This is a genomic window from Trinickia sp. EG282A, from assembly GCF_040965455.1.
Taxonomy (GTDB): domain Bacteria; phylum Pseudomonadota; class Gammaproteobacteria; order Burkholderiales; family Burkholderiaceae; genus Trinickia; species Trinickia symbiotica.
This window is the reverse complement of record NZ_JBFRCC010000010.1, coordinates 57,276-78,966: the sequence shown is the minus strand read 5'-3', so window position 1 is coordinate 78,966 and position 21,691 is coordinate 57,276. Positions and strand designations below refer to the sequence as shown.

At 58.9% G+C, this 21,691-nt stretch carries 17 protein-coding genes; 2 read left to right on the top strand and 15 right to left on the bottom strand.

The window, feature by feature from the left end:
- Positions 1–311: 311 nt before the first annotated feature.
- From AB4Y31_RS30455 to AB4Y31_RS30415, 9 genes are all read right to left on the bottom strand, one after another.
- Complete coding sequence (locus AB4Y31_RS30455) at positions 312–1,046, bottom strand: hypothetical protein (protein ID WP_368677249.1); 735 nt, start codon at positions 1,044–1,046, stop codon at positions 312–314.
- Entirely contained in the window at positions 1,036–1,743 is a 708-nt protein-coding gene (locus AB4Y31_RS30450) for a P-loop NTPase (RefSeq protein ID WP_368677248.1), read from the bottom strand. The genes AB4Y31_RS30455 and AB4Y31_RS30450 overlap by 11 nt, the downstream gene beginning before the upstream one ends.
- Before the next feature lie 10 nt (positions 1,744–1,753).
- The gene (locus tag AB4Y31_RS30445) at positions 1,754–2,410 is read right to left on the bottom strand and encodes a hypothetical protein (protein ID WP_368677247.1); all 657 of its coding nucleotides are present in this window, start codon (positions 2,408–2,410) and stop codon (positions 1,754–1,756) included.
- Between the two features lie 895 nt (positions 2,411–3,305).
- Entirely contained in the window at positions 3,306–4,127 is an 822-nt protein-coding gene (locus tag AB4Y31_RS30440) for a phytanoyl-CoA dioxygenase family protein (RefSeq protein WP_368677246.1), read from the bottom strand.
- A gap of 151 nt (positions 4,128–4,278) precedes the next feature.
- Complete coding sequence (locus tag AB4Y31_RS30435) at positions 4,279–4,608, bottom strand: chromate transporter (protein WP_368677254.1); 330 nt, start codon at positions 4,606–4,608, stop codon at positions 4,279–4,281.
- Between the two features lie 153 nt (positions 4,609–4,761).
- Positions 4,762–6,924 (bottom strand): prolyl oligopeptidase family protein, encoded by a 2,163-nt coding sequence (locus tag AB4Y31_RS30430; RefSeq protein ID WP_368677245.1) that lies wholly within the window; start codon positions 6,922–6,924, stop codon positions 4,762–4,764.
- A gap of 498 nt (positions 6,925–7,422) precedes the next feature.
- Positions 7,423–10,494 carry an efflux RND transporter permease subunit gene (locus AB4Y31_RS30425; RefSeq protein WP_368677244.1) on the bottom strand — a complete coding sequence of 1,024 codons (3,072 nt, stop codon included), beginning with the start codon at positions 10,492–10,494 and terminating at the stop codon, positions 7,423–7,425.
- An 8-nt stretch (positions 10,495–10,502) separates the two neighbouring features.
- Entirely contained in the window at positions 10,503–11,693 is a 1,191-nt protein-coding gene (locus AB4Y31_RS30420; RefSeq protein WP_223258754.1) for an efflux RND transporter periplasmic adaptor subunit, read from the bottom strand.
- A 17-nt stretch (positions 11,694–11,710) separates the two neighbouring features.
- The gene (locus AB4Y31_RS30415) at positions 11,711–13,219 is read right to left on the bottom strand and encodes an efflux transporter outer membrane subunit (protein WP_107154482.1); all 1,509 of its coding nucleotides are present in this window, start codon (positions 13,217–13,219) and stop codon (positions 11,711–11,713) included.
- 309 nt (positions 13,220–13,528) lie between these two features.
- On the opposite strand from AB4Y31_RS30415, the gene AB4Y31_RS30410 reads away from it, so the two are divergent.
- A complete protein-coding gene (locus tag AB4Y31_RS30410; protein WP_181322028.1) occupies positions 13,529–14,200 on the top strand; it encodes a TetR/AcrR family transcriptional regulator in 672 nt (223 codons plus the stop codon).
- Between the two features lie 173 nt (positions 14,201–14,373).
- Here the strand turns inward: AB4Y31_RS30410 and AB4Y31_RS30405 are convergent, their stop codons facing one another.
- Positions 14,374–15,042 (bottom strand): OmpW family protein, encoded by a 669-nt coding sequence (locus tag AB4Y31_RS30405; protein ID WP_102607290.1) that lies wholly within the window; start codon positions 15,040–15,042, stop codon positions 14,374–14,376.
- A gap of 357 nt (positions 15,043–15,399) precedes the next feature.
- Here AB4Y31_RS30405 and AB4Y31_RS30400 point away from each other — a divergent pair, with 357 nt between their 5' ends.
- Entirely contained in the window at positions 15,400–16,131 is a 732-nt protein-coding gene (locus tag AB4Y31_RS30400) for a helix-turn-helix domain-containing protein (RefSeq protein WP_308836383.1), read from the top strand.
- Between the two features lie 81 nt (positions 16,132–16,212).
- On the opposite strand, the gene hemN is transcribed toward AB4Y31_RS30400, so the two are convergent.
- The 5 genes from hemN to cyoB all read right to left on the bottom strand — a co-directional run bounded on the left by hemN (position 16,213) and on the right by cyoB (position 21,688).
- A complete protein-coding gene (hemN, locus tag AB4Y31_RS30395) occupies positions 16,213–17,574 on the bottom strand; it encodes an oxygen-independent coproporphyrinogen III oxidase (protein WP_368677243.1) in 1,362 nt (453 codons plus the stop codon).
- An 11-nt stretch (positions 17,575–17,585) separates the two neighbouring features.
- Positions 17,586–18,650: a fatty acid desaturase gene (locus AB4Y31_RS30390; protein WP_107154313.1), complete on the bottom strand. Its 1,065-nt coding sequence runs from the start codon at positions 18,648–18,650 to the stop codon at positions 17,586–17,588.
- An 86-nt stretch (positions 18,651–18,736) separates the two neighbouring features.
- Complete coding sequence (gene cyoD / locus AB4Y31_RS30385; protein ID WP_368677242.1) at positions 18,737–19,069, bottom strand: cytochrome o ubiquinol oxidase subunit IV; 333 nt, start codon at positions 19,067–19,069, stop codon at positions 18,737–18,739.
- Complete coding sequence (gene cyoC, locus AB4Y31_RS30380) at positions 19,070–19,678, bottom strand: cytochrome o ubiquinol oxidase subunit III (protein WP_107154312.1); 609 nt, start codon at positions 19,676–19,678, stop codon at positions 19,070–19,072. It lies immediately after the preceding gene.
- Positions 19,679–19,681: 3 nt separating this feature from the next.
- Positions 19,682–21,688: a cytochrome o ubiquinol oxidase subunit I gene (cyoB, locus tag AB4Y31_RS30375; protein WP_107154311.1), complete on the bottom strand. Its 2,007-nt coding sequence runs from the start codon at positions 21,686–21,688 to the stop codon at positions 19,682–19,684.
- Positions 21,689–21,691: the final 3 nt, after the last annotated feature.

Here is a 21,691-nt window from a genome sequence, read left to right as displayed (position 1 = left end):
GAAGATGCCACCTATCACCTGGCGGCAAGCAGTCAATCAGTTCGCCATCCTGTTCGGCGAGCGATTCACCGCCGCCATCAGCTGAGATTTTTAACCGACCTCAGCACACGAAATTCCTGACACGTCCCAACGGCGAGAAGCACGTTAACAACACGCCTCGCTCCCCGGAAGCGCCTTCTGCTACCCAGACTGAACAGCCGCCGTGGCCCTTCCCAACTGCCACTACGCTGAACTCGTCGAAAGCTGACTCGCGCACCGCGTAGCATAGACCGTTGCGCCCGACAGCGCGACACATCAGACGGCAGCGCCATTTATGGCCTGCCGTCTGCCTGCCGGACCTGCACTGCACGACAGTGCGCGCCTACCAGTTGGCCCCCGATCCACCAACCTGCGCCCCCGCCGATAACAACTAGTAGACAGAACGCGGCACAGCCAAACACCATCACGCGATGCATCGAACGCGCGAAGCCCTTTTCCATTCGCCTCGCCATCGTCTCCGCCCGCGCCGCCGACGCCTCGACCGTCCGTTCGAAAGTGGTAATGGTGTTGTCCAATCGCTTACGTTGCTCGCGTGCCGAAGTCGCCGCCGCACCGATCAGCCGGTTACCTGTCACACGCGAGACCCGATTCGCCATGCGCTCGATCAATGCCGTCATCGCCGTCTCATTCACGCTCGCCAACGCTGCCCGATACCGGGCCTCATGTTCCTGTATCAGGCTTTCAGCCAATTGGATCGTCGCCTTGCATCGCTCCAGCGCTTCTTGATGTTGCTGCATCAATGCATCGGTCGCGCCGCCGACCTCCCGACGAGCCGCTTCGAGGCTTCCCTCGCTTGCCCACCGGATACGTTCCGGCATCGCCTCATACAGCCGTGCGTAGTATTCGAGCACAGCAATCATCGCCCATAGCGCGTCGTTATCTCGTAGATTCAGTGCGCCGGACACCCGGCGCATGCGAGCCAGGCTGGCCTCGTCCGGAACGTCGCCCGATACCTCGCGAAATAGGCGGATGAGCGGATCGACGGGTCTTGACCGCCTATTGCTCACGATTTGGCCCGTCGGTGCCGATCACCTTCGCGAACATTGCGCCGCACAACTCACGCCATCGAAACAGCTCCGCTCGCTGCCCGATTTGCATCGTCTCGGCCGCCTTGCGGATCGAGATGCGTTGACTGCGCAACTCGTCGGCAACCCGATCCGCAAGGTCAGGAAAATCAAGAGATCGGCCCTTCGTCTCGATCGACTTGCGAAGCTGCGATTCGTGATACAGCGCGAACTTGTCGGGCGTGCCAAAATATCCGTTGCGCACGACGTGCGTCACTGTATCGGGAAACGTCTGCCCGAATATGTGTAGCAACTCCAAACTGTCGCGCTGCCTGTTTATCACCCATAGAACGACGAGTTGTCGTTCCAGTTCTTCGAGCGTCCGCGCCAGTGTGCCGCCATATCGGGCCACTCCCGTCTGATTGCGCGCTGCCGTGTTCACGATCACCGCAGCGCCCCTGTGCGTATCGCAAAAGTTGACGAAGCCGATCCAGCCATCCGCATCGTCGAGATCGTACGCCGCACATTTCATCTCATCCCGAAGCGCTTTCATGACATCCGGATTGGACGTGTCCGTTTCGACGAGAACGGCGTGGGTGTCTCGCCGCTGCAGGTGATCCGCGAGTGCGAGCGTCACCATGCTTTTGCCTACGCCGCCCTTACTGCCGCCGACCAGGTATATGGGATGGGTTGTATCCATGCGGAACCTCCTACAGGTTTTCGATATCAGGTCTGATCTCAAACGAGAACGCGTCCTGTATCTGCATCGATCCCGGCTGACTTACGCCCCTTTCCCTTTGTTGTCGTGTTTCGTCACGCGCATTGCCTGCGCGCTTTTCCGCTTTCTTTCGACCGGACGGCGGTTGTCCTCTACTCTTGCGTCGTGTATCCGTTGTCTGGGGGTCCGCATCGACACGTGCGGGACGATACAGCGCATATTTGATCGCGCCGATGCTGACGTCGATTCCTTTCCGCTCGGCCTCCTGGACGATCTCTTCGAGCGTGTAGCCCTTCGCCTGCGTCGCTGCGATCTGCACGCGCTTCTCTTTCATTGCGTCGCTGACCGTGACGCGTTGCTCGTTCCGGGGTTTCTCGGGCAATGCTTCCAGCGTACGGAAAAAGTCGTCCCACTGCGCTCGCGTATAGCTCTTTGCACCCCGCACGATTCGCTCCCATACCTCAGCTTCAAGATCATCATGCGAATCAATAAAAGGCGCGTCAATACCCTGTCCGGCGCGCCAATTGCACTTTCGGAAGCGCTTGGAATACGCGGGAAATAACCGGAACAGAAAATTTTTTTGCGAGCCTTTGCAAGCGGACCACCTCGAAGATCGAGGCACGCAGAATGGAATGGGTGACTCTGCCAAACTATCGCACGGTGGTCAGCAAACCACAGGCACTGCAAGCCGCGAACTACGGTCGCCGGACCTGCAACCGCGACGGACCAAGCCGACAAACACCAGCGTTCGCACTCGCAGACGTTATGGCGCACCGGTACAGGCTACTTAACCGCACATCGCAAACCGAGCCGCTGAACTGAGCCGATATCTGGCTGAAACCAGGCGGACTGTGACTGTCGATTGAAGCGACGCGAGGGAGCGCCCTTCTCAGATTCGTGGCCCGGAACTCGCGAACTGTAGCGCGAAAGGGAACGAACTCGCAGTGCCGACCTCACGAACATAGTCGTCCAGCAGTCTGCACAGACCGGGGACACGAGCAAACTTTCTGCAGGTAGCTAACGGAATCGCATGAACGACCTCGCAGACTCGACGAGCAGACCTCACGGAAAACGTGCAGCTAAGCAACGGAAAAACGATATAGCAAAAGTGATGGCAGGATAGGCTTGCGCCGGTTTTGGGCACCATCGGCTATCATCTTTGGTGGGGTGACGGATAAAATGTCGTCCGAAACGCGGATCATGTTTAGCACCAAGTGCCCTAGTATGGGAGCGATGCGCGGCCGAAGCGAAGGCTTTGGGAGCGACCGCCCGACGAATCTGACAGCGGTCCGGACGTCGACTCCCGCCCATGCGGCTCAAGGCCGGCCAAACAGAGCGCACGACCACGACGCGTTGCTTGCGCAAAGACGCGACCTGCCGCGGTTTGATTGCATCACACTATGGAAAATGGCGCGCGCTCCGATGAGAGCGCGCAACTTTCTCCACACCGCGCCACCGATTCGAACTGCAAGCCTAAACCGGGCTGTAGACTTGCGAAAGCAGCAATTGCGATCGCGCCTCTCCGCCTTCTGGCGTGACTCGGGTTAGCGCGCGTGCTGCGCATTCCTGCGCCACACGACCGGGAATGCTTCGCAATCCAGGGGATCGCCATCGCGCGGAGCGCCATTGGCCGGAGGCGGGGGGGACATCTCTCCCGACCGGCGCTGAAACCGAGCATCATCACCGGTCCAGCGCGTGGAGAGCACACGCCGGTCGGCCGTGTCGCTATTTCCTGCCGCTCCATGCAGGGTGAGACCATGGAACACCACTACGTCGCCTGGTTTCATAGCCCACCTCAAGATCTCGTAGCGATCTCGATCTGCTTCGACGTCCGGCAGGATCTCCCACCGCTGATCGTCGCCCTCGCGAAGAGATCCGGTCGTGAACCGCTGCGGTCGGTACCATTTGCCTGAAGCATGCGATCCGGCCACAAACTCGAGGGCCGTCTCGGCGGAAACCGCGCCCGTCGGCAGCCACATCGTGCAGAAATCGCGGCCATCTACTGGACTGTATGGTTGATCTTGATGCCATGGCGTCCGCTTCTTGACGCCTGCTTTTTTCACGAGCACATGGTCATGAAGAAAGTTAATTTTCGACGCGCACATCAACTCGCCCGCGATGATCTTGGCGGGAGAATTCAAGGCGAAGTCGCGAAACTCCTCGATACACCGCCAGTTATTGCTGTCTTGGAAAAACCCGCGCGATTCGCCGTCGACAAAGGCGTTAGGCCTGCTTGGCTTCTCCAGATTCTTCGTAATCCCTGCATCGACGGTCTTTATCCAATGTTCTGAGAAGACGCCTCTCAGGACAGTGGCACCCTTTTGGCGAAATTGTTCGATCTGCTCTGCGGACACGATCGGTTCCATGGCGTTTCTCCTTTCAGTTCCGACGGTACAGCTTGTACCCGGCACATAAAATGTATCTCTTTTTTCACGACAGATAAACATGAATAGAAATATTCCGAGAAGGCCAGGCTATCGTGGTTTTGTCGTAACCGGGCAAGGATGACCGCGCCTGTCAAGTGACTGGGCGTCCCTGCCAGCATCCAACCGAGAAACGCGGCGAACGTGAAAAGAGGCCCCGGACGGCCTGGGCGGCTCCATAGCCGGCATGAAGATCGTTCGGGCTGCCCCAGCCCGTCGCGACAGTCTGTCGTCCCAAAACCGGTAGCACGACATGGCCGCCGCCGAAAACCAAGGCTCCCGAACGGTAGAGCACGTCGAATGCCTTAATCGCATGGCTGGCGTCGATGGTGCCCACCGCGGGAAGCCCAAAGACAAGGAAGCAGAAGAGCGCCAGCGCGATGCTCCGACCAGGCGGGAGACGCGAAATTCGTGAGCATGTCATTGCCACGCCTAGCACATTGCCTGATCCGGTTGTCCGGCATAATGCAAGCTCGCGCATCGCGCCGGACTCAATGACAATGAGTTCCGCGTAGACTGTCGTCAGAACGCCGAACAGCGCCACCGCAACGAGCGCGATAGCTGCGCGACGCCGAGGTTACTCATGCACCAAGGACTCCTGAGTCTGTCCGTCAGAACCGAGGCAAGCGAGCGGCCGTAAGCCTGCCCCGATCTTCGCCCGCAGGAACTCAAATGTAATGGCCGATGCGCGTGCGATGTCTTCGGGTTCGACGCCAGCCCCGTGGCCGCCGTCGTGCCGTTCTAGATACCAGACTTCGCCATGTCCGAGTGCCTGCATTTTCGCTACCATCTTGCGTGAGTGCCCAGGATGCACACGATCGTCCGTCGACGACGACGTGAACAGAACCGGCGGGTAAGAGACGTCCGGCTTCACGTTGTGATAGGGCGAGTAAGCCATCAACATTCCGTAGTCATCGGGATTGTCGGGATTACCGAACTCATCGACCCATGAGGCTCCCCGCAGTAGCAGGTGAAAGCGTGCCATGTCGAGCACGGGCACTCGCGAGATAACGGCACCGAATAGCTCCGGGCGCTGAATCATGCACGCGGCAGTTAGCAGACCGCCGTTGCTTCCCCCCATGATGGCCAGCTGCTTCGGGGTGGTGACGCCGGAGGAGATCAATGCCTCAGCCACGGCAATGAAATCGTCAAATGCGACTTGGCGTTTCTCGCCTTTTGCGCCGAGATGCCACGCAGGACCGAATTCTCCCCCGCCCCGGATGCACGCGATCGCGTACACGCCACCCGGTTCGAGCCACGAGAATCCCATGGTGTCCACATAGGCAGGCGTATCGAGCGAAACTTTAAATCCGCCATATCCATAGAGCAGGCAAGGCCGAGGGTTGCCCTCAAGATCCGCTTTGCGACCGATGATCCAATAGGGAATCTGCACGCCATCGGAAGCTGTAGCATGTCGTCGCTGCGCGACGAATCCGGTTGCATCGAACCGCGCGGGAGCCCGCCCCAGCGGGCGCCAAGGGGCATCGCTGGCGAGATCGGCAAGATACAGCTCAGGTGGCGTCAGGAAATGATAGACGCAAATCAGTACTGTGTCATCGCGAGCGCTGTCGACGGCGCTCATCCACGCCTCGCACCCGGCCGGCAACGGAAACACTCGCGCCTCCCACGTTCCGTGAGCCAAAGCCGACGGACGCCAGAGCGTCACATGGGTAACGCTTTCGCTGTTGTGAGAGACGACCAGCCAGTGCTTCGTGAACTCAACACGCGATAATACCTCCCTTTCAGCAGGCACGAAAAGCATCGTGAAATGGCGGTTGCCGTCGAGAAACGCATTACGTCGGATAGCCAACAAAGATCCACCCGGATATATCGCCACACCGACCTTCCAGTCAACGCGTGGCGTAACGAACAGCCATTCGTTCCACTCAAGCAGTCCCGCATCGCGCGGCACATCGTAAAGCCGCCATTCGCCAGCCGCCTCGTCGAGCCAAAATCGCTGCGATTGGGAGGGTGTCGTCATGCGCAATGCATTATGACGCGCGTGGATCGGGTCATACGACACTGACGCCAACAAATCGTCGATCTCACATTCGAACACCACCGGCGCATCTTCAACCGACGTTCCGCGCTTCCATCTCCGTACCTGCCGCGGATAGCCAGCGTGCGTGAGCGTGGGAGCCGCGTTTGCCGCACGGTCATCCCAGCTCACATAGACCGTCTCCCGATCGATCCATTCAACGCTGTGAAGGCCGGGCTCGCGCAGCTCGAACCCATTCTCGACAAACGCGCGCGTTCCTATATCGAACTCGCGCACGATGTGAGCGTCCGCCCCGCCGGGTGAAAGAAAGACCAGCGCCCGATCGGCAGTAGGGTAGATAAGACGAAAGCCGGCTAAAGTCCACCGGGTGTCGTCGCTGTTTCTATTGTTCAAGTCAATCGCATCGATCTCCAGCAGCACTTCCCATTCGGGGTTCCCCTCGATCCAGGCTTTCCAGGGCGTACGCCGCACAAACCCGAGTGGATGTGCTTCATCAAGCCAACTGTTGTAAGCCCAGTTGCCCCAGCGTGAGCACGTGACAATGCGGTCTTGGGCCATCATAGACTCGATGAGCCGTTTGGTCAGCGCGTCGTTGTTTGCGCTGTGTCCGTAGGCTTTCATGGTGCGTTCCGTTTGCGTACGAACCCATGAGTCGACAGCGGAGTCGTTAAGCTTCTCGAGACCGATATACGGATCCGCTGCATCTATGGCGACCACGTAGTTGGATTGCGAATTTGTCATATACCTTTTCCATTGCATTGATCCGGTACCTCCGGAAGGCAGGGGCTTCAGGATTGCAAGTCGCGCGATCCAGTTCAGCCATCGACCCGGTTCGACGCGGTCGAGGCGAGCGAGTTCTGAGACGGTTTGTCGCACTGCGCAGCGCATCAATTGGCTACCGTCCGGCGAACGCGACTCGCGTATAACCGCTCCATTGAGCCCGAGGTTGGCTCGAGCTACGCCGCGATCGGCTTCGCAAGCTGACGGTTGCCGAGGCCGTTACATCCGAAGACGCTCGCTGGCACATACGGTCGACCACAACGTTGAGCAAATCGAGTATCGTGCTGCCAGTGCAGTGGCGAAATGCGATGAAATGCGAGAAGCGCCGTAGCAAATGTGACTTGACTCATAAGCAGCTCCCGGAATATGGAAGGCTTCCGCGCAGCAGATGCAAAGCTGTTTGAGAATTATTTTCGGGAGAACTAATGCTCGACGTCCGGTCCTTGATCTCTTTCGCTGTTACGGTACTTCGTAAAGCGTGGATGGCACTTTCGAATTCGGCGTGTGGTCCTCGCGGACGTGTGTGCTACCCACGAACATATACATGGCCGGTACCACGAACAGGGTCAGCAGCGTACCGACACCAAGACCTGCGAAGATCACCAGCCCCATGTCATGCCGCCCCGCAGCGCCAGCACCGGAGGCCCACACCAGCGGAGCGACGCCGAGCACCATGGCCGCCGTAGTCATGAGAATCGGGCGAAGGCGTACACCTGCCGCTTCCTCGATCGCGTGCCGTTTAGATCGGCCAGCGCGCTGCAAGTCGTTGGCAAACTGCACCATCAGGATGCCGTGCTTGGTGATCAGCCCCAACAAGGTGACCAGGCCAACCTGCGTGTACACGTTGATCGACGCAAATCCGGTGGTAATGAAGGCGAGCGCGCCGAAGAGCGCGGGCGGGACCGAAAAGAGGATGACAACTGGATCGCGGAAGCTCTCGAACTGGAATGCAAGCACCAGATACACGATGACGATCGAGAACAGCAACAGCCCGAGAAATCCTCCGGATTCTTCAACGAACTGACGCGACTCACCTGAGTAGTCGGCCGAATAACCGGGCGCCACCTTCTTTAGGATGGTTGTCAACTTCGGCAGCAATGCGCCCTGGGAAAGCCCGCTGACGCCCGAGATCGTCGCCGAATTGAATTGCTGGAAGTGGTTGATCGTTCGCGGCTGAACCGATGTCTCGATATGGGCCACGGTGCGCGCGGAAACCATGATCCCCGACGGCGTGCGGATATAGTTGTCGAGAACCTGGTCCGGATTGAGTCGGTCCACCTGCAGCAGCTGTGGTATGACCTTGTACGAGCGTTCGGCGATCGAGAAGTAATTGACGTAGTTGCCGCCAAGCGCCGCCGACAGTGCCGCGCCAAAATCCGCCTCGGTCATGCCCATGATCGCGAGCTTTTCACGGTCGACGACGACTTCGGCCTTCGGTTTGTCGAGCTTGAGATCGACATCCGCGAACCGGAAGAGCTTCTCCTTCTGTGCCTCCGCCAACACGGCCTGGGTAACCTCGTTCAGCTTTTCCACCGGCTCGGTCGACCTGATGACGAACTGCACGGGCAGCCCCTGCGATCCCGGCAATGACGGCAGTGAAAAGGCGACAATCTGCGCGCCCGCCACGTTGCTCCATTTGCGCTGCAGGTCCATTACCACGTCGGTCTGCGTGCGTTCACGCCGATTCCAAGGCTTCAGCAGGACGCCGCCTAGCCCCTGGTTGAGCGCGGGAGTACCGGTCAGTTGAAACATCTGGCTGTACTCTGGCACTTTACGAGCAATTTCGTACGCTTGATCGGCGATGCGCCTCATTTGCTCCGGGGACGCGTTGGCCGCGCCCTTGATCTGCATGAACACGATGCCTTGGTCTTCGGTCGGTGACAGCTCGCTATTTGCGGTAAACGCGGCTGCTCCCGCGAGCAGGGAGACGATGAAGCCGAAGGTGACCAGCACCGGCCATGCGTCAATTGTCCTGGCCAGGGCAGAGTGGTACCCGCGCAGCAGGCGGGCGAAAATGCGGTCCAGCAAGAGCGCTAAGCGCCCCTCATTTTCACCACTCCTCAGGAGACGTGAAGTCATCATGGGCGAAAGCGTCAGTGCGACCACCGCGGAGACCACCACCGCGCCGGCGAGCGAAAAGCAGAACTCTTTGAACAGCGCGCCGGTAAGACCCGTTCGCATGCCGATCGGTACGTAGGCTGCCACCAGCACGACGGTCATGGCAACGATCGGTCCACCGAGCTCGCGTGCCGCAATGAGCGACGCTTCACCCGCGCTTTTGCCCGCTTCCTTAATGTGCCGATCGGCGTTTTCAACGACGATGATGGCATCGTCCACGACGAGACCAATCGCGAGCACCAAAGCAAGCAACGTGAGCAGGTTGATCGAATAGCCGAGGACGAACATGAAGAAGAACGTGCCAACGAGTGAAAGCGGTATCGCGATGAGCGGCACGATGACCGCACGGAATGAGCCGATGAACAGGAAAATGACGGTCGTCACAATAACCAGCGCTTCAGCCAGCGTCTTGACGACTTCCTGGATCGACGTGTTGATGTACTCTGTGGAATCGTAGGCGATGGCGCCGGTCAGGCCGGAAGGCAGTTGCGACTGAAGTTCTGGAAAGGCCGAACGGACCTTCGAGGCAACCGTCACAACGTTGGCGTTCGGCGCGACCTTGATACCGACGAACACCGACCGTTTGCCCGAAAACGCAACGCTGGTGCTGTAGTCCTCCGCGCCGAGTGCGACGGTCGCGACGTCCTGGAGCCGGACGAGCGCGTCGCCACTTTGGTTGACGACCAGTTGCTTGAATTCGTCGACATTGTGCAGATCGGTGCCGGCCGTCAAATCGACCGTGACCATCTGACCTTTGGTCGAGCCGATCGTGGACAGATAGTCGTTGTTCGAAAGCGCGGCATAGACGTCACGGGCGGATACATGATGCGCGGCCAGTTTGGCAGGGTCCAACCAAGCGCGCAACGCGAACTGACGTCCCCCCAAGATCTCCGCCGTCTGCACGCCCTCGATCGAGTCGAGCTTGGGCTTCAATACGCGAACGAGATAATCGGTGATGTTGTTGGTCGGTAGCACGTCGCTGTAGAAGCCGATGTACATGGCATCGGTAGTCTGGCCGACAGCGACGGACAAAACCGGTTGCTGGGCCTGCGCGGGCAATTGGCTGCGGACCGAGCTGATCTGCGTATTGATCTCGGTAAGCGCCTTCGTCGCGTCGTAATTGAGACGCAGGGTTGCCGTAATCGTCGATACGCCGGCCACGCTGGTTGACGAAAGGTAGTCAATGCCCTGAGCCTGAGCGATTGCCGACTCGAGCGGCTGAGTAATGAAGCCAGCAATCGTCGCCGCGTCGGCGCCGTTGTAATTCGTCTGGATGGTCACGACCGCGTTCTCGGTGCGCGGCCATTGCGAGACGGGCAGTCCGGTCATCGAGCGTAGACCGAGGATCAGGATCATCGCCGAGATGACTACCGCCCATACCGGCCGTTTGATGAAGGCGTCGGTAAATTTCATCACGGGTCTCACCGTTCTTGAGGCGTCGGGGACGCTTCGTTCGCGGGCGGATTACTGTTGTCGATCGCGACCGACGTACCGTTGTTGAGCTTCATCTGACCGCTGGTGATCACCAGGTCACCCTCTTTCAGTCCGCTCAAGATGGCGACCTGATCGCCTCGCGTCGCCCCCGCCCTGACGAAGGTCTGCTGCGCCGTAAGTACATCGAGCCCCTTCGCATTCTTTTTCTTCACTGCGACGAACATAGTGGTGCCGTACGGGTTGTAGGTCACCGCCGTCTGGGGAACCGTCAGATAGTGCTGCGCTGAGCCGGAAATGACGACTGCGCGGGCAAACATCCCAGGAAGCAGCAGCCGATTGGGATTCGGAACCGTTGCTTCGACCGTCAAGCTGCGCGTGGTCGGATCCACTTTGGTGTCGATAGCCGTCACCATGCCGCGGAACGTCTGGCCGGGCACCGCATCCGTGCTGACCGAGACGGCCTGGCCCTTCGCAATCTCGGACTTTTGATCCTGCGGTACGTTGAAGTCGATATAAATCGGATCGAGCGTGGTCAGGGTCGCGATCTTGTCGCCTGGATTGAGGTACTGCCCAGGATTTACGGTGGTGATACCGATGCGTCCGCCGAACGGTGCGGTAATGGACTTTTTAGCGACCAGCGCACGCTGCTGCTCGACGGCTGCACGCTTGGACTTCCAGTCGGCCTCGTCGGCATCCACCTGGGCCTGTGAAACGGCATTTGCCTCTAGCTGCGCCTTGTCCCGGTTCAAGACGGTTGCTGCCTGATCGGCAGTTGCTTCCTGCGAATGCAATTGGGCAACATCCGTATCCGCGTTGAGCTGCACCAGCGGCTCGCCGGCCGAGACGTCCTCGCCAGATTTGAAGGTAATACTGCGAACGATGCCGCCTATTTCAGTCGTCACGTCAACGCCGCGGAAGGCTTTCATCGATCCCACAGCGGATACAACAGGTTGCCAGTCGGTGAACCGGGCGGGAGCCGCAGTGACGACGGCAGGCGGCTGGGGCGCCTTCGCGTATGCAATCTGCCGGGAAATCTGAACGAACTTCGTCCCGCCGATGATCAGGACAATGACTAGGACGGCGCCAAGCATGATCAGCATTGGCCGCAACAGGCGGCGGCTGGTGCGTCCACCAGACGCTTCCCGTTTAGCTGGGGGATGGAGCGCTTCCTCTTCCATGGGGCTTCTCACGGATCCTATTGATCAAGTCGAGGCGAAATAACCTGACCGGCCTGCGCCTGCGAAGTGTTTTTTGACCGATTCCACCAGCCGCCGCCGAGCGCCTGAAAAAGCGCAACTGTATCGCTGTAACGACTGGCCTGCGCACGCACGCGTGCAAGAACGGCGTTCTGGTATGTTTGCTGCGCAGTCAAAAGATTCACGTAACCAACCGCTCCGAGTCGGTACTGGGTCTGGGTGAGTTCGAGGCTGTCTAGTGCGGCTCGTTCAGCGTCTACTTGCTGCTTTAGCTCATCGGCGTCGGTATCCAGCGCACGCAACACGTTCGCGACGTCCTGGAATGCCTTGACGACTGCGCCGCGGTAATGCGCGGCGGATTCATCGTAGGCGGCAACGGCGACTTGTTTGCGGTGCCAACGAGCCCCCGTATCGAAGAGGCTCTGCGAGACCGAGCCGACCAAGGCCCATACCCCTGTGCCCGGCGAAAACAGATCGACCAATCGTGAAGCATTGAAGCCCAACGAACCCGTGAGGTTGAACTGCGGCAATTCATTGGCGATTGTCACGCCGATGTTTGCGCTAGCTTGGTGCAGTCGGGCCTCCGCGGCGCGCACGTCGGGCCGCTGCTCGATGATGGACGACGGCAGACTAATAGGCAGTTCTTCCGGCAAGTGAAGTCCCGCTAGCTCGAAATGTTCCACCTGCTCCTGGTTCGGAAACCTTCCGAGATAGGCCGTCATCTGGTGTCGTGCCTGGTCCAACTGCCTTTGCAGTGGTGGAAGGGTCGCGCGCGTTTGCGCCACCACCGCTTCTTGCGCAAGGACGTCGCTATTAGATACTGCCCCCAGCCGCAGGCGCGACTTCGCCAAGTTCAAACCTGCTTCTTGTATCCGAACGAGGTCCTTTGTCACAGCGATCTGATCACGGACCGACGCGAGCGTCACTGCGGTGTTGACGACGCTCGCGGTCAGCGTCAGGTAAGTTGCTTCGAGTTCGAACTGTTGGTACTCGGCCACGGCAGCAGCCGCCTCTATCTCACGGCGTGTGCCACCGAACACGTCAGGAGCGTAGGAAACGCTCACCGAGGCTGCATTGATAGTCAATAGTTCGGGGGGAAATGCACCAAACTTGGCCTTTTCGCGCGTGGTGGATGCGTTCGCAACCACTATAGGGAAGAGCGACGCGCGGTCGGCATACACAAGTTCGTTCGCCTGCCGCAGAGACGCCTGAGCTGCCGCTACATCCGGGCTAGCACGCAATGCCTCCTCCACCAAGCCAGTCAGCTCAGATGAACGGAACAGGGTCCACCATAGTCCGGGGATGTCCATCCCTTCGATCAGGTGCTGCGCCGCGCCGCCCGGCACGGCGGAAGACGCCGTGCCGGTCAGCGGCTCTTCCCGCGAGAAGTGGGCGTTCTGTGTCATCGCCGGACGCACGTAATCGGGCCCGACGGCGCATCCGCCGAGCAAAAGTGCGCTCAGCAGGCCAAGTTGCGGTGCCAGAGCGCTCCAAATTCGAAGCGTCATTTCATCGCCCTATCCGAAGCTCGGGCACATTGCCGACGAGTCCGGGCATTGGGCTGCGGTAACGAGCGCGACGTGGCGCAGCTCAGGACGAACTGTCATTTCGGTATTGATGACGCAATCATCGGCAGACACGACAAATAAAACGATACCGTTTCGTTCACATACAGTAACAAGGAAACCAAAAGCGGTCAATAAGCCCTGATACGAAACCGTTTCGTTCCTTTACAACCCCGGCTCTGCCGTGGTACATCCGCGGTGTACCGATATTCGGACTACGTCCACCACAAGATGCCGAACTCAACAGATGCGATGCCGAAAGCGAAGGCTTTGAAGCATTCTGCCGTACGGGCAGGAAGGCCCCCAAGCGAGCTGGCTGGAGAAGTGGACGAACGCATACTTGATGCTGCCCATCAGGTGTTCATGGAGCGCGGGTTCCATGGCGCGAGCATCGACGAGATCGCCCGTCTCGCGCACGCCGGCAAGCCCACTATCTATGCGCGGTTCGAGACCAAGGAGGCCCTTTTTGTAGCTGTCGGCTTGCGCGGTGCGGCGCGGTTCAGTGCTCACTTCGGGAAGTACGCAACCACCGGAACAACACTCGAGGCAAGGCTCGTCTGCCTCGGACGTGAAATGCTAGAACGGTTGCTCGAGGATGAAGTGATCGACTTCATGAGGCTTGCCGCCGCAGAGGCACGCCGCGTCCCGGAACTGGCCCACTTTTCTCGTGACGCGCGCGAGCGCGGCGCTTCGGCAGCGCGGGAAGCCCTACTCGACGCAGCTAGCGTCAAGGACGTCCGTCGCTTCCCGGCCTTCGGGCCCGATCACATCGAGACTACGACCAGGTTCTACATTGACTTGGTCGTCGACCCGTTGTTCATGCGCGCGCTCGTTGGCGAAGGCCTGAAGACATTGCGAGCACAAATCGACAACCATGTGCAGCATAGCGTCGCTTTTTTTCTGGCTGGATGTCGGAGTGCTTGACCTGCCTGAGCGCGACTTCTGTTATCCATGGAGGTAAGCGATCTCGCGCGACCCGCCCCATCCACATTCCGCGCGTATGCCCTCGCGTTCCCTGCATTCTTCCGGCCAGCCAGCAGCCGTGCCACATTCAGCCCTCTCGCCTTGCCCTTTTCGGCGCCTCGAATCCGCCCCGGCTAAAATTTCATCCCAATGCCCACCCCGATAACGAGCGGATCGATATGTAGAGTGCCGATTGCAGTGCCGCCAAGCGACGCGTCGGTCTTCATCCAAATCTTCTTAATGTCGGCGTTGACGAAAAGCGCCTTTGTCACCTGCACGTCGACGCCGGCCTGCAATGCTGGACCGAAGCTGTGGTTGTCTATGGAGACCGGTTGACCTCCGGCGTGCAAACTGTTGTTATAGAAGAGCGTGTAATTAAGACCCGCACCGACATAGGGGCGAATGCGTCCCTCATGATTGAAGTGATACTGCAACAGCAATGTCGGAGGCAGCACGCCGACGCCACCCAAGTTACCGAGGTTCGACGTCACTTGGTGACGCGAGGTGCCAAGAATCAACTCGATGCCTATACTGTCGCGAATCATGTAGGTGAAATCGAGCTCGGGAACGAGCGAGTTGTTCACGCCGACATCGAGCGTGGACAGCGTGTTGCTCGTGTGAACTTGCGGCTGGATGCTAATTGTACGAAGGCGAACCAGCCAATCGCCAGCATGTATCCCGGCCGCTGAACTGTCTGCGGTCGAGGCCAACGTTGCCGCGTCGCCGGCAGCACGGGCCGTGGATAGTCCAAATGCGGAAGTGAGGCAAATCGCTGCCGTGATGGCATGAATTTGGTTTTGCATGATAGTGTCCGGTTGCTATAATACCCACACAGTCTGTATGGTTATATGGCTAGCAGCGTTGACCGCAATCAACTAAACGTACGCATGTAGTTGCCCGCGACAGCGTGTCGCACGCGTCCGATCGACAAAACCTGCCGAACGGCAAACGCGTCATTGGAACGTTCAACGATTTCTGTGATGCGACGGTTAGCCGCCCATTGATCATTGCAAGGCGACTGCAGTAAGGAGAAGCTCGGTGTCGTCGACAATTGACGCCCGTACGTAGGCGTTGTTGTGTCAGTTTCCAATGAGCCGAACGAGATCTCGGTTGCGACAGAGTCTTGTTCGCCGTCGTCGAGGCAAGCTACTGGGTCAGTTATGGTACCAATTGGAATTACACCCACAATCAGCCTGACTGAACCGTGCAGAAGCTGTGCCATGCGGCCTTGTTGCACGGCCAATAGAGCCGAACACGCCGACATGCGCTCGACGAAAGGCCTTGCGCCTGCCCGCCACGTAGTTCGCAGAGGTGCGCCAGTCTTCCGAATCGGGGACCCGTTCACGAACATCTATGCCATACGCACTGGCTCATTCAAGAAGGTGATGCTGCTTTCCGATGGCCGAGAACAGATTACTGGATTTTTCTTCGCCGGTGAACCGCTAGGACTTGACGGCGTTTGCCACGCTTACCACATGAGCGACGCCATTGCACTCGAAGATAGCTGCGTCTGCGTTCTGCCATTCGCGCTGCTCGAACTGCTCGGCCGGCAGGTGAAAGCGATATCGGATCACCTGTACCGCGTTTTCTCCGCCGAGCTCGCTCGTGACAGCAGTCACATGGTCGTGCTCGGCACAATGACTGTAGAAGAACGCATCGCGACTTTCCTTTTGGACATGTCGTCGCGGCAATCGCATCAGCGTGCCAATTCGCCAACCCAGTTTGTGCTGCGCATGACGCGAGGAGAAGCGGGAAGTTTCCTCGGGGTAACGATGGAAACGGTCTGCCGAGTCTTGTCGCGCTTTGAGAAGCGCGGACTCATCGCTGTCGGTGGCAGAAATATTCGGATTCTCGACCTGGACGGTCTGCTCGATGTAAGTCGGGCCGAATAGTTGGTTACTTTCGACGACGCCGCGCAAACGCCGCCTTGGAGGGGCTCTGACGGCCTTTCAAAGCATACGCAAAAGTCGACCTTACGTCTGAATGCTCACATAGTGGTCGAATACCATCGCGATATCGCGCACCAGCATTCTGCCCGCCGCAAGCACTTGCAGTCGGTCCGAGTCGACCGCGATGAGGCCATCCCGCTCGAATTCGCGCAAGCGTTCCAGCTCGGGAGCGAATACATTAGCGAAGCAAATCCCGTATGTGGCCTCGAACTCAACAAAGCACAGTTCGAAGTTGCACATCAACTGAGCGATGACGTCTCGCCGCAAGCGGTCGTCGACTGTGAGGCAAATGCCCCGTGCGATCGCGAGGCGCCCAGTATTGATCGCGGCCGAATAGCTGGCCAGATCCTTGGCGTTTTGAGCGTACACGTCGCCGACCTTACTGATCGATGACATGCCTAAGCCGATCAGGTCACAATCCGCGTTAGTGCTATATCCCTGAAAGTTCCGATGCAGCGCGCGCCGCGCCTGCGCACGCGCGAGCTCGTCGGTTGGCAAAGCGAAATGATCCATACCCACATACACATACCCGGAACTTGTCAACTTCTCAACCGCGAGGCGCAGCAGCGCAAGCCTCTCTTGCCGCGATGGCAGAGTCGACGCATCCATCTGACGCTGCATCGTGAAAAGCTGCGGTAAGTGCGCGTAGCCGAATACGGAAAGTCGATCAGGTGCGAGCGAGAGCATGATGTCGAGCGTGCGCGCGAAGCTCTCGGCGGTTTGATACGGCAACCCGTAAATCAGATCCACGCTAATCGAATGGAATCCTGTTGCGCGCGCGGCACGCATGACGTCGGCAGTCAACTTGAGTGGTTGGATACGGTTAATCGCGTGCTGCACGAGCGGATCGAAGTCCTGTACACCGAGACTGAGCCGGTTGAAGCCTAGCGTGCGCAACTGGACGATCGTTTTCGCGCTTACCTCCCGGGGGTCGATTTCAATCGAATATTCGCCTACGTCATCGGGCCGCAACGTGAAATGCTCGCGCGTGGCGGCCATCAACTCGATCATTTCGCCAGGAGAGAGGAACGTGGGCGTACCGCCACCCCAATGCAGCTGCGTCACGGGACGCGCCGTATCGAAGAGTTCTGCCTGAAGCGCGAGCTCACGTTTCACGCAGTCGAGATAGGGCCGCGTACGTGCGCGGTTCTTCGTGGCGATCTTGCTGCAAGCGCAATAAAAGCACGCCGTACTGCAGAATGGAATATGGAAGTAGAGCGAAAGATCTGTATCCGCCGCTCCGGGATCAGCAGCCGCGCGCGCGTAGTCCGCAACGTCGAAGTCCTCGCGAAACTGGACCGCGGTCGGATACGACGTATAGCGCGGGGTGGCGGCATTGTACTTTGCAAGCAGCCGGTGCTGAAACAGGATGTCGGCATCGATCATACGTGCTCCAGTCAAACGGTCGGCCGCCCGGCGAAATCGGTCCACTGATGCGAGGCAAAATCATAGAGCTTGCAGCGCTGGGCGGTGCCGAAGTACCAACGCCATGAGAAAGGCTGCACCAAGATGCGCCCTGGCAGCTGTTCCTCGAGCTTGCGCTGCGCAGCCGCGAGTCTGTAAAGCGGCAGACTCATGTCGACGTGATGAGCCGTGTGTTCCATGATCTGATGAAACAGTGCGCCAATGCCGCGTCGGAAGGTCAGGTGCACCGTCGTCGAGACGAATGGGTCCGTGCGGCCCCACTCGGCGCGCTCGTGGTACCAGCGAATTCGCGTGTGGGTGTGATGGACATACACAACAAATCCCATCATCGCACACCAGAACAGGAACGGGATGGCGAAGCCGGTCACGATGAGCGACATGGCCGGCTGATCGGTCAGATAGGCGGCCCAAACAAGGGTGCCGATCCAGAACAGCGCGAACACGGATACCAGTACGCAGTCGCGAAGAAAAACCGGCCGGCGCGTGGGCATCGCCGCGCGCGACGGGAAGAACATTCGACGCCACCAAATCTCGATCATGTAGTACAGCCCGGGCGCCCACCCGCTGCGGTAGACGCGCTCCAGAATGCGACGCGGGCCGGACAGCGCGCGAAACTCCCGCACAGAAAGCGGTGCCCACACGAAATCGACGCCTTTCAGGTTCGTATACCCGTGATGGATGACATTGTGTCCGACTTCCCAAAGGCTGTAGGGCGTGAGCGATGGCAAAAAGGCGACTCGGCCAAGCCACCGGTTCAGCTTCCGGTGTCGGGTGAGGCTCTGATGGCAGGCATCGTGGCCGATGATGAACAGCCGGCCGATGACGAAGCCGGCGACGAGCCCGCAGACGGCTTTCCACATGAAGCCGTGCGTCTGTATAACCGCTGCGAGCGAAACCAAGAGCAGCGCGAAGTCGAATGTGATCAGCACCAGTGCGTAGGCGGTGTCGCTTTCACTGAACGGGATCAGCCACGACCGAATGATCCTGCGATGCGGCAGCGGCTCTCCGGCAGAGATAGGGCGGAGCGAATCAGTCATGAAACTACTGGGATAACGTGAAGTGCAAGGAGGAATGCCCTGCCCAGGGGGCCGAGCCTTTCCAGATGGATCAGCGAAGACTCGGGTCAGCGAGACATCATGCGGATGCTGACGTTGTGCATCACCCAGAGCGTTCCGAAGATCAGAAACAGCGCTGCGAATGCGGCGTAACAGAACGCGAGCACATTCCACCGCTGGCCGCGGGAAAAATCGAGATGCAGGAACGCGACCAGATGGACGACGATTTGCACGAACGCGAGCGCCCCGAGGACAATCATTGCGGTTTCCGGCGGCAGAGACCGGTGCGTGGCCAGTATGAACGATCCCGCAGTCAACAACACGGCAAGGGAAAAGCCGACGATATATCCAACAACGCTGCTGTTCCGCGCCGTCAGCGGCAAGGAAGAAGAATGGGTCATTTAAAGCACGCTCCCGAGATAAACGAAGGTAAATACGCCGATCCACACGATGTCGAGGAAGTGCCAGAATAGGCTCAAGCACGTGAGACGGGTCAGGTCGCGCTCGGAGATATCCGACGAACGGACGACGTGCGCGACGAGTACGGCCATCCAGACAAGCCCGGCTGTGACGTGGAGGCCATGCGTGCCGACCAGCGTGAAGAAGGAAGAGAGGAACGCGCTTCGGTCAGGGCCTGCCCCGCCGGCAATCAGCTGCGAAAACTCGCGCAATTCCTGAGCGAGGAAAAACGCGCCGAGCACGAAGGTCACGACGAGCCAGCCGAGCACCGCGCGACGCTGCCGGCGATGTGCGGAAATCATCGCAAAGCCGTATGTGATGCTGCTCACGAGAAGTGCGCCGGTTTCGAGTGCGACACCCGAAATATTAAAAAGATCCCGCCCGGTTGAGCCACCTGCGAACTCGTTTGACATGACGGCAAACGCGGCGAATAGAGCGGCAAACAACACGCAGTCAGTCATCAGGTATAACCAGAAGCCTAATACCGTCGGAGAGACGCCATGTTCTGCGGCCGTTACGCCGTCGGTGGTAAGCGATGCAGTTTGCGACACGGATCAGCCCTCCGCCTTTTCGGGTAACTCGACCGGTCCCAGCGTGCGCGTGCGGTTTCTCAGCGACTCCATTTCGCAGACGCGTACGGCGGGAATGACATAACCGTCATTTTGACGAAAACTGCGCGCGATCAGCGTCGCAATGATGGCTGCAAACGATAGTCCGGCGAGCCACGTGATGTGCCACACAAGCGCGAACCCTAGTGCAAGGCTGAACTGACCGATAGCAAAGCCGTCGGCAGTATTGGAAGGCATGTGGATGTCCTCATGGCTTTCTGGCGCCGCGTTGGCTTTCCCCGCTTCCTTCATGTGCGCGAAGGCGTCGAGCTCTTCCACAACCGGAAGATGCGCGAAGTTGTAGATCGGGGGCGGCGACGCAGTCGCCCATTCGAGCGTTCGACCACCCCACGGATCGCCCGTTGCATCGCGGTATTGCGGAAGGCTACGGCGTTTGACGGCGACGACGATCGAGGCTATCTGGTAGGCAACGCCACTGGCGATCAGCACAGCACCGAATGCAGCCACGACGAACCATGGATGCCACGCTGGGTTTTCGTAATGACTCAAGCGCCGCGTCGCACCCATGAATCCGAGCACGTAAAGCGGCATGAACGCCACGTAGAAGCCGATCAACCAGAACCAAAAGGCACGCTTGCCGAGCTTTTCATCAAGCTTGAAGCCGAACGCCTTCGGGAACCAGTACGCCAGACCAGCAAAGTATCCGAATGCAACACCACCGATGATTGCGTTATGGAAGTGCGCAATCAGGAAGAGACTATTATGAAGCACGAAGTCGGCACCCGGGATAGCCAGCATGACGCCGGTCATCCCGCCAATCGTGAACGTCACCATGAATCCGATCGTCCAAAGTACGGGCACCGAAAACTCGAGCCGGCCTCTGTAAATCGTGAAGAGCCAGTTGAAGACCTTCACGCCGGTCGGCACCGCGATGACCATTGTCGCAATACCGAAGAACGAATTCACGTCGGCGCCCGACCCCATCGTGAAAAAGTGATGTAGCCACACGAGGAACGAGAGGATCATGATCACGCACGAGGCATACACCATCGTCTTGTACCCGAAGAGCGGTTTCCTGGCGAACGTGGCGATGACCTCTGAGTAGATGCCGAATGCGGGCAGCACGAGGATGTACACCTCAGGATGCCCCCAAGCCCATATTAAATTCAGATAGAGCATCGGATTTCCGCCGGCGTCGTTTGTAAAGAAATGCATACCCAGATAGCGGTCAAGGGCGAGCAAGCCCACAGCGACTGTCAGAATCGGAAACGTCGCCATGATCAGCACGTTCGAGCAGAGCGCCGTCCAGGTGAACACGGGCATCTTCATAAGCGTCATGCCGGGAGTGCGCATGCGTATGATCGTGACGAAAAAGTTGATGGCTGTGATCAGCGTGCCGACGCCGGATATCTGAACGGCCCAAATGTAGTAGTCGACCCCGACGCCCGGGCTGAACTGCAGCTCCGACAGCGGCGGATAAACCAGCCATCCCGCCTTGGCGAATTCACCGATGACCAGCGAGAGATTCATCAGGATGGCGCTCACCGCCGTCATCCAGAACGAAAGCGAGTTAAGGAACGGGAATGCGACGTCACGTGCGCCGATCTGCAGCGGCACGATAAGGTTGAAGAGGCCAACCATCAGCGCCATCGCCATGAAAAAGATCATGATCGTGCCGTGTGCCGTGAAGATCTGGTCGTAGTGATGAGGCGGCAAATAGCCGGGTGAATGGTAAGCAAGCGCCTGCTGCGCGCGCATCATCAGCGCGTCGACGAAGCCGCGCACCAGCATGAGTCCCGCTACGACGAGGTACATGACACCGATCCGCTTATGATCGACGCTCGTAATCCACTCACTCCAAAGCCATTTCCATTTGCCGAGCGCCGTCAGCGTGCCTGCGACGGCGAGGGCGATCGCCAGCATCAGCACGCCTGCCCCCATGATGATGGGCTGATCGAACGGTATCGCCGAGAGTGTCAGTTTTCCAAGCATGGT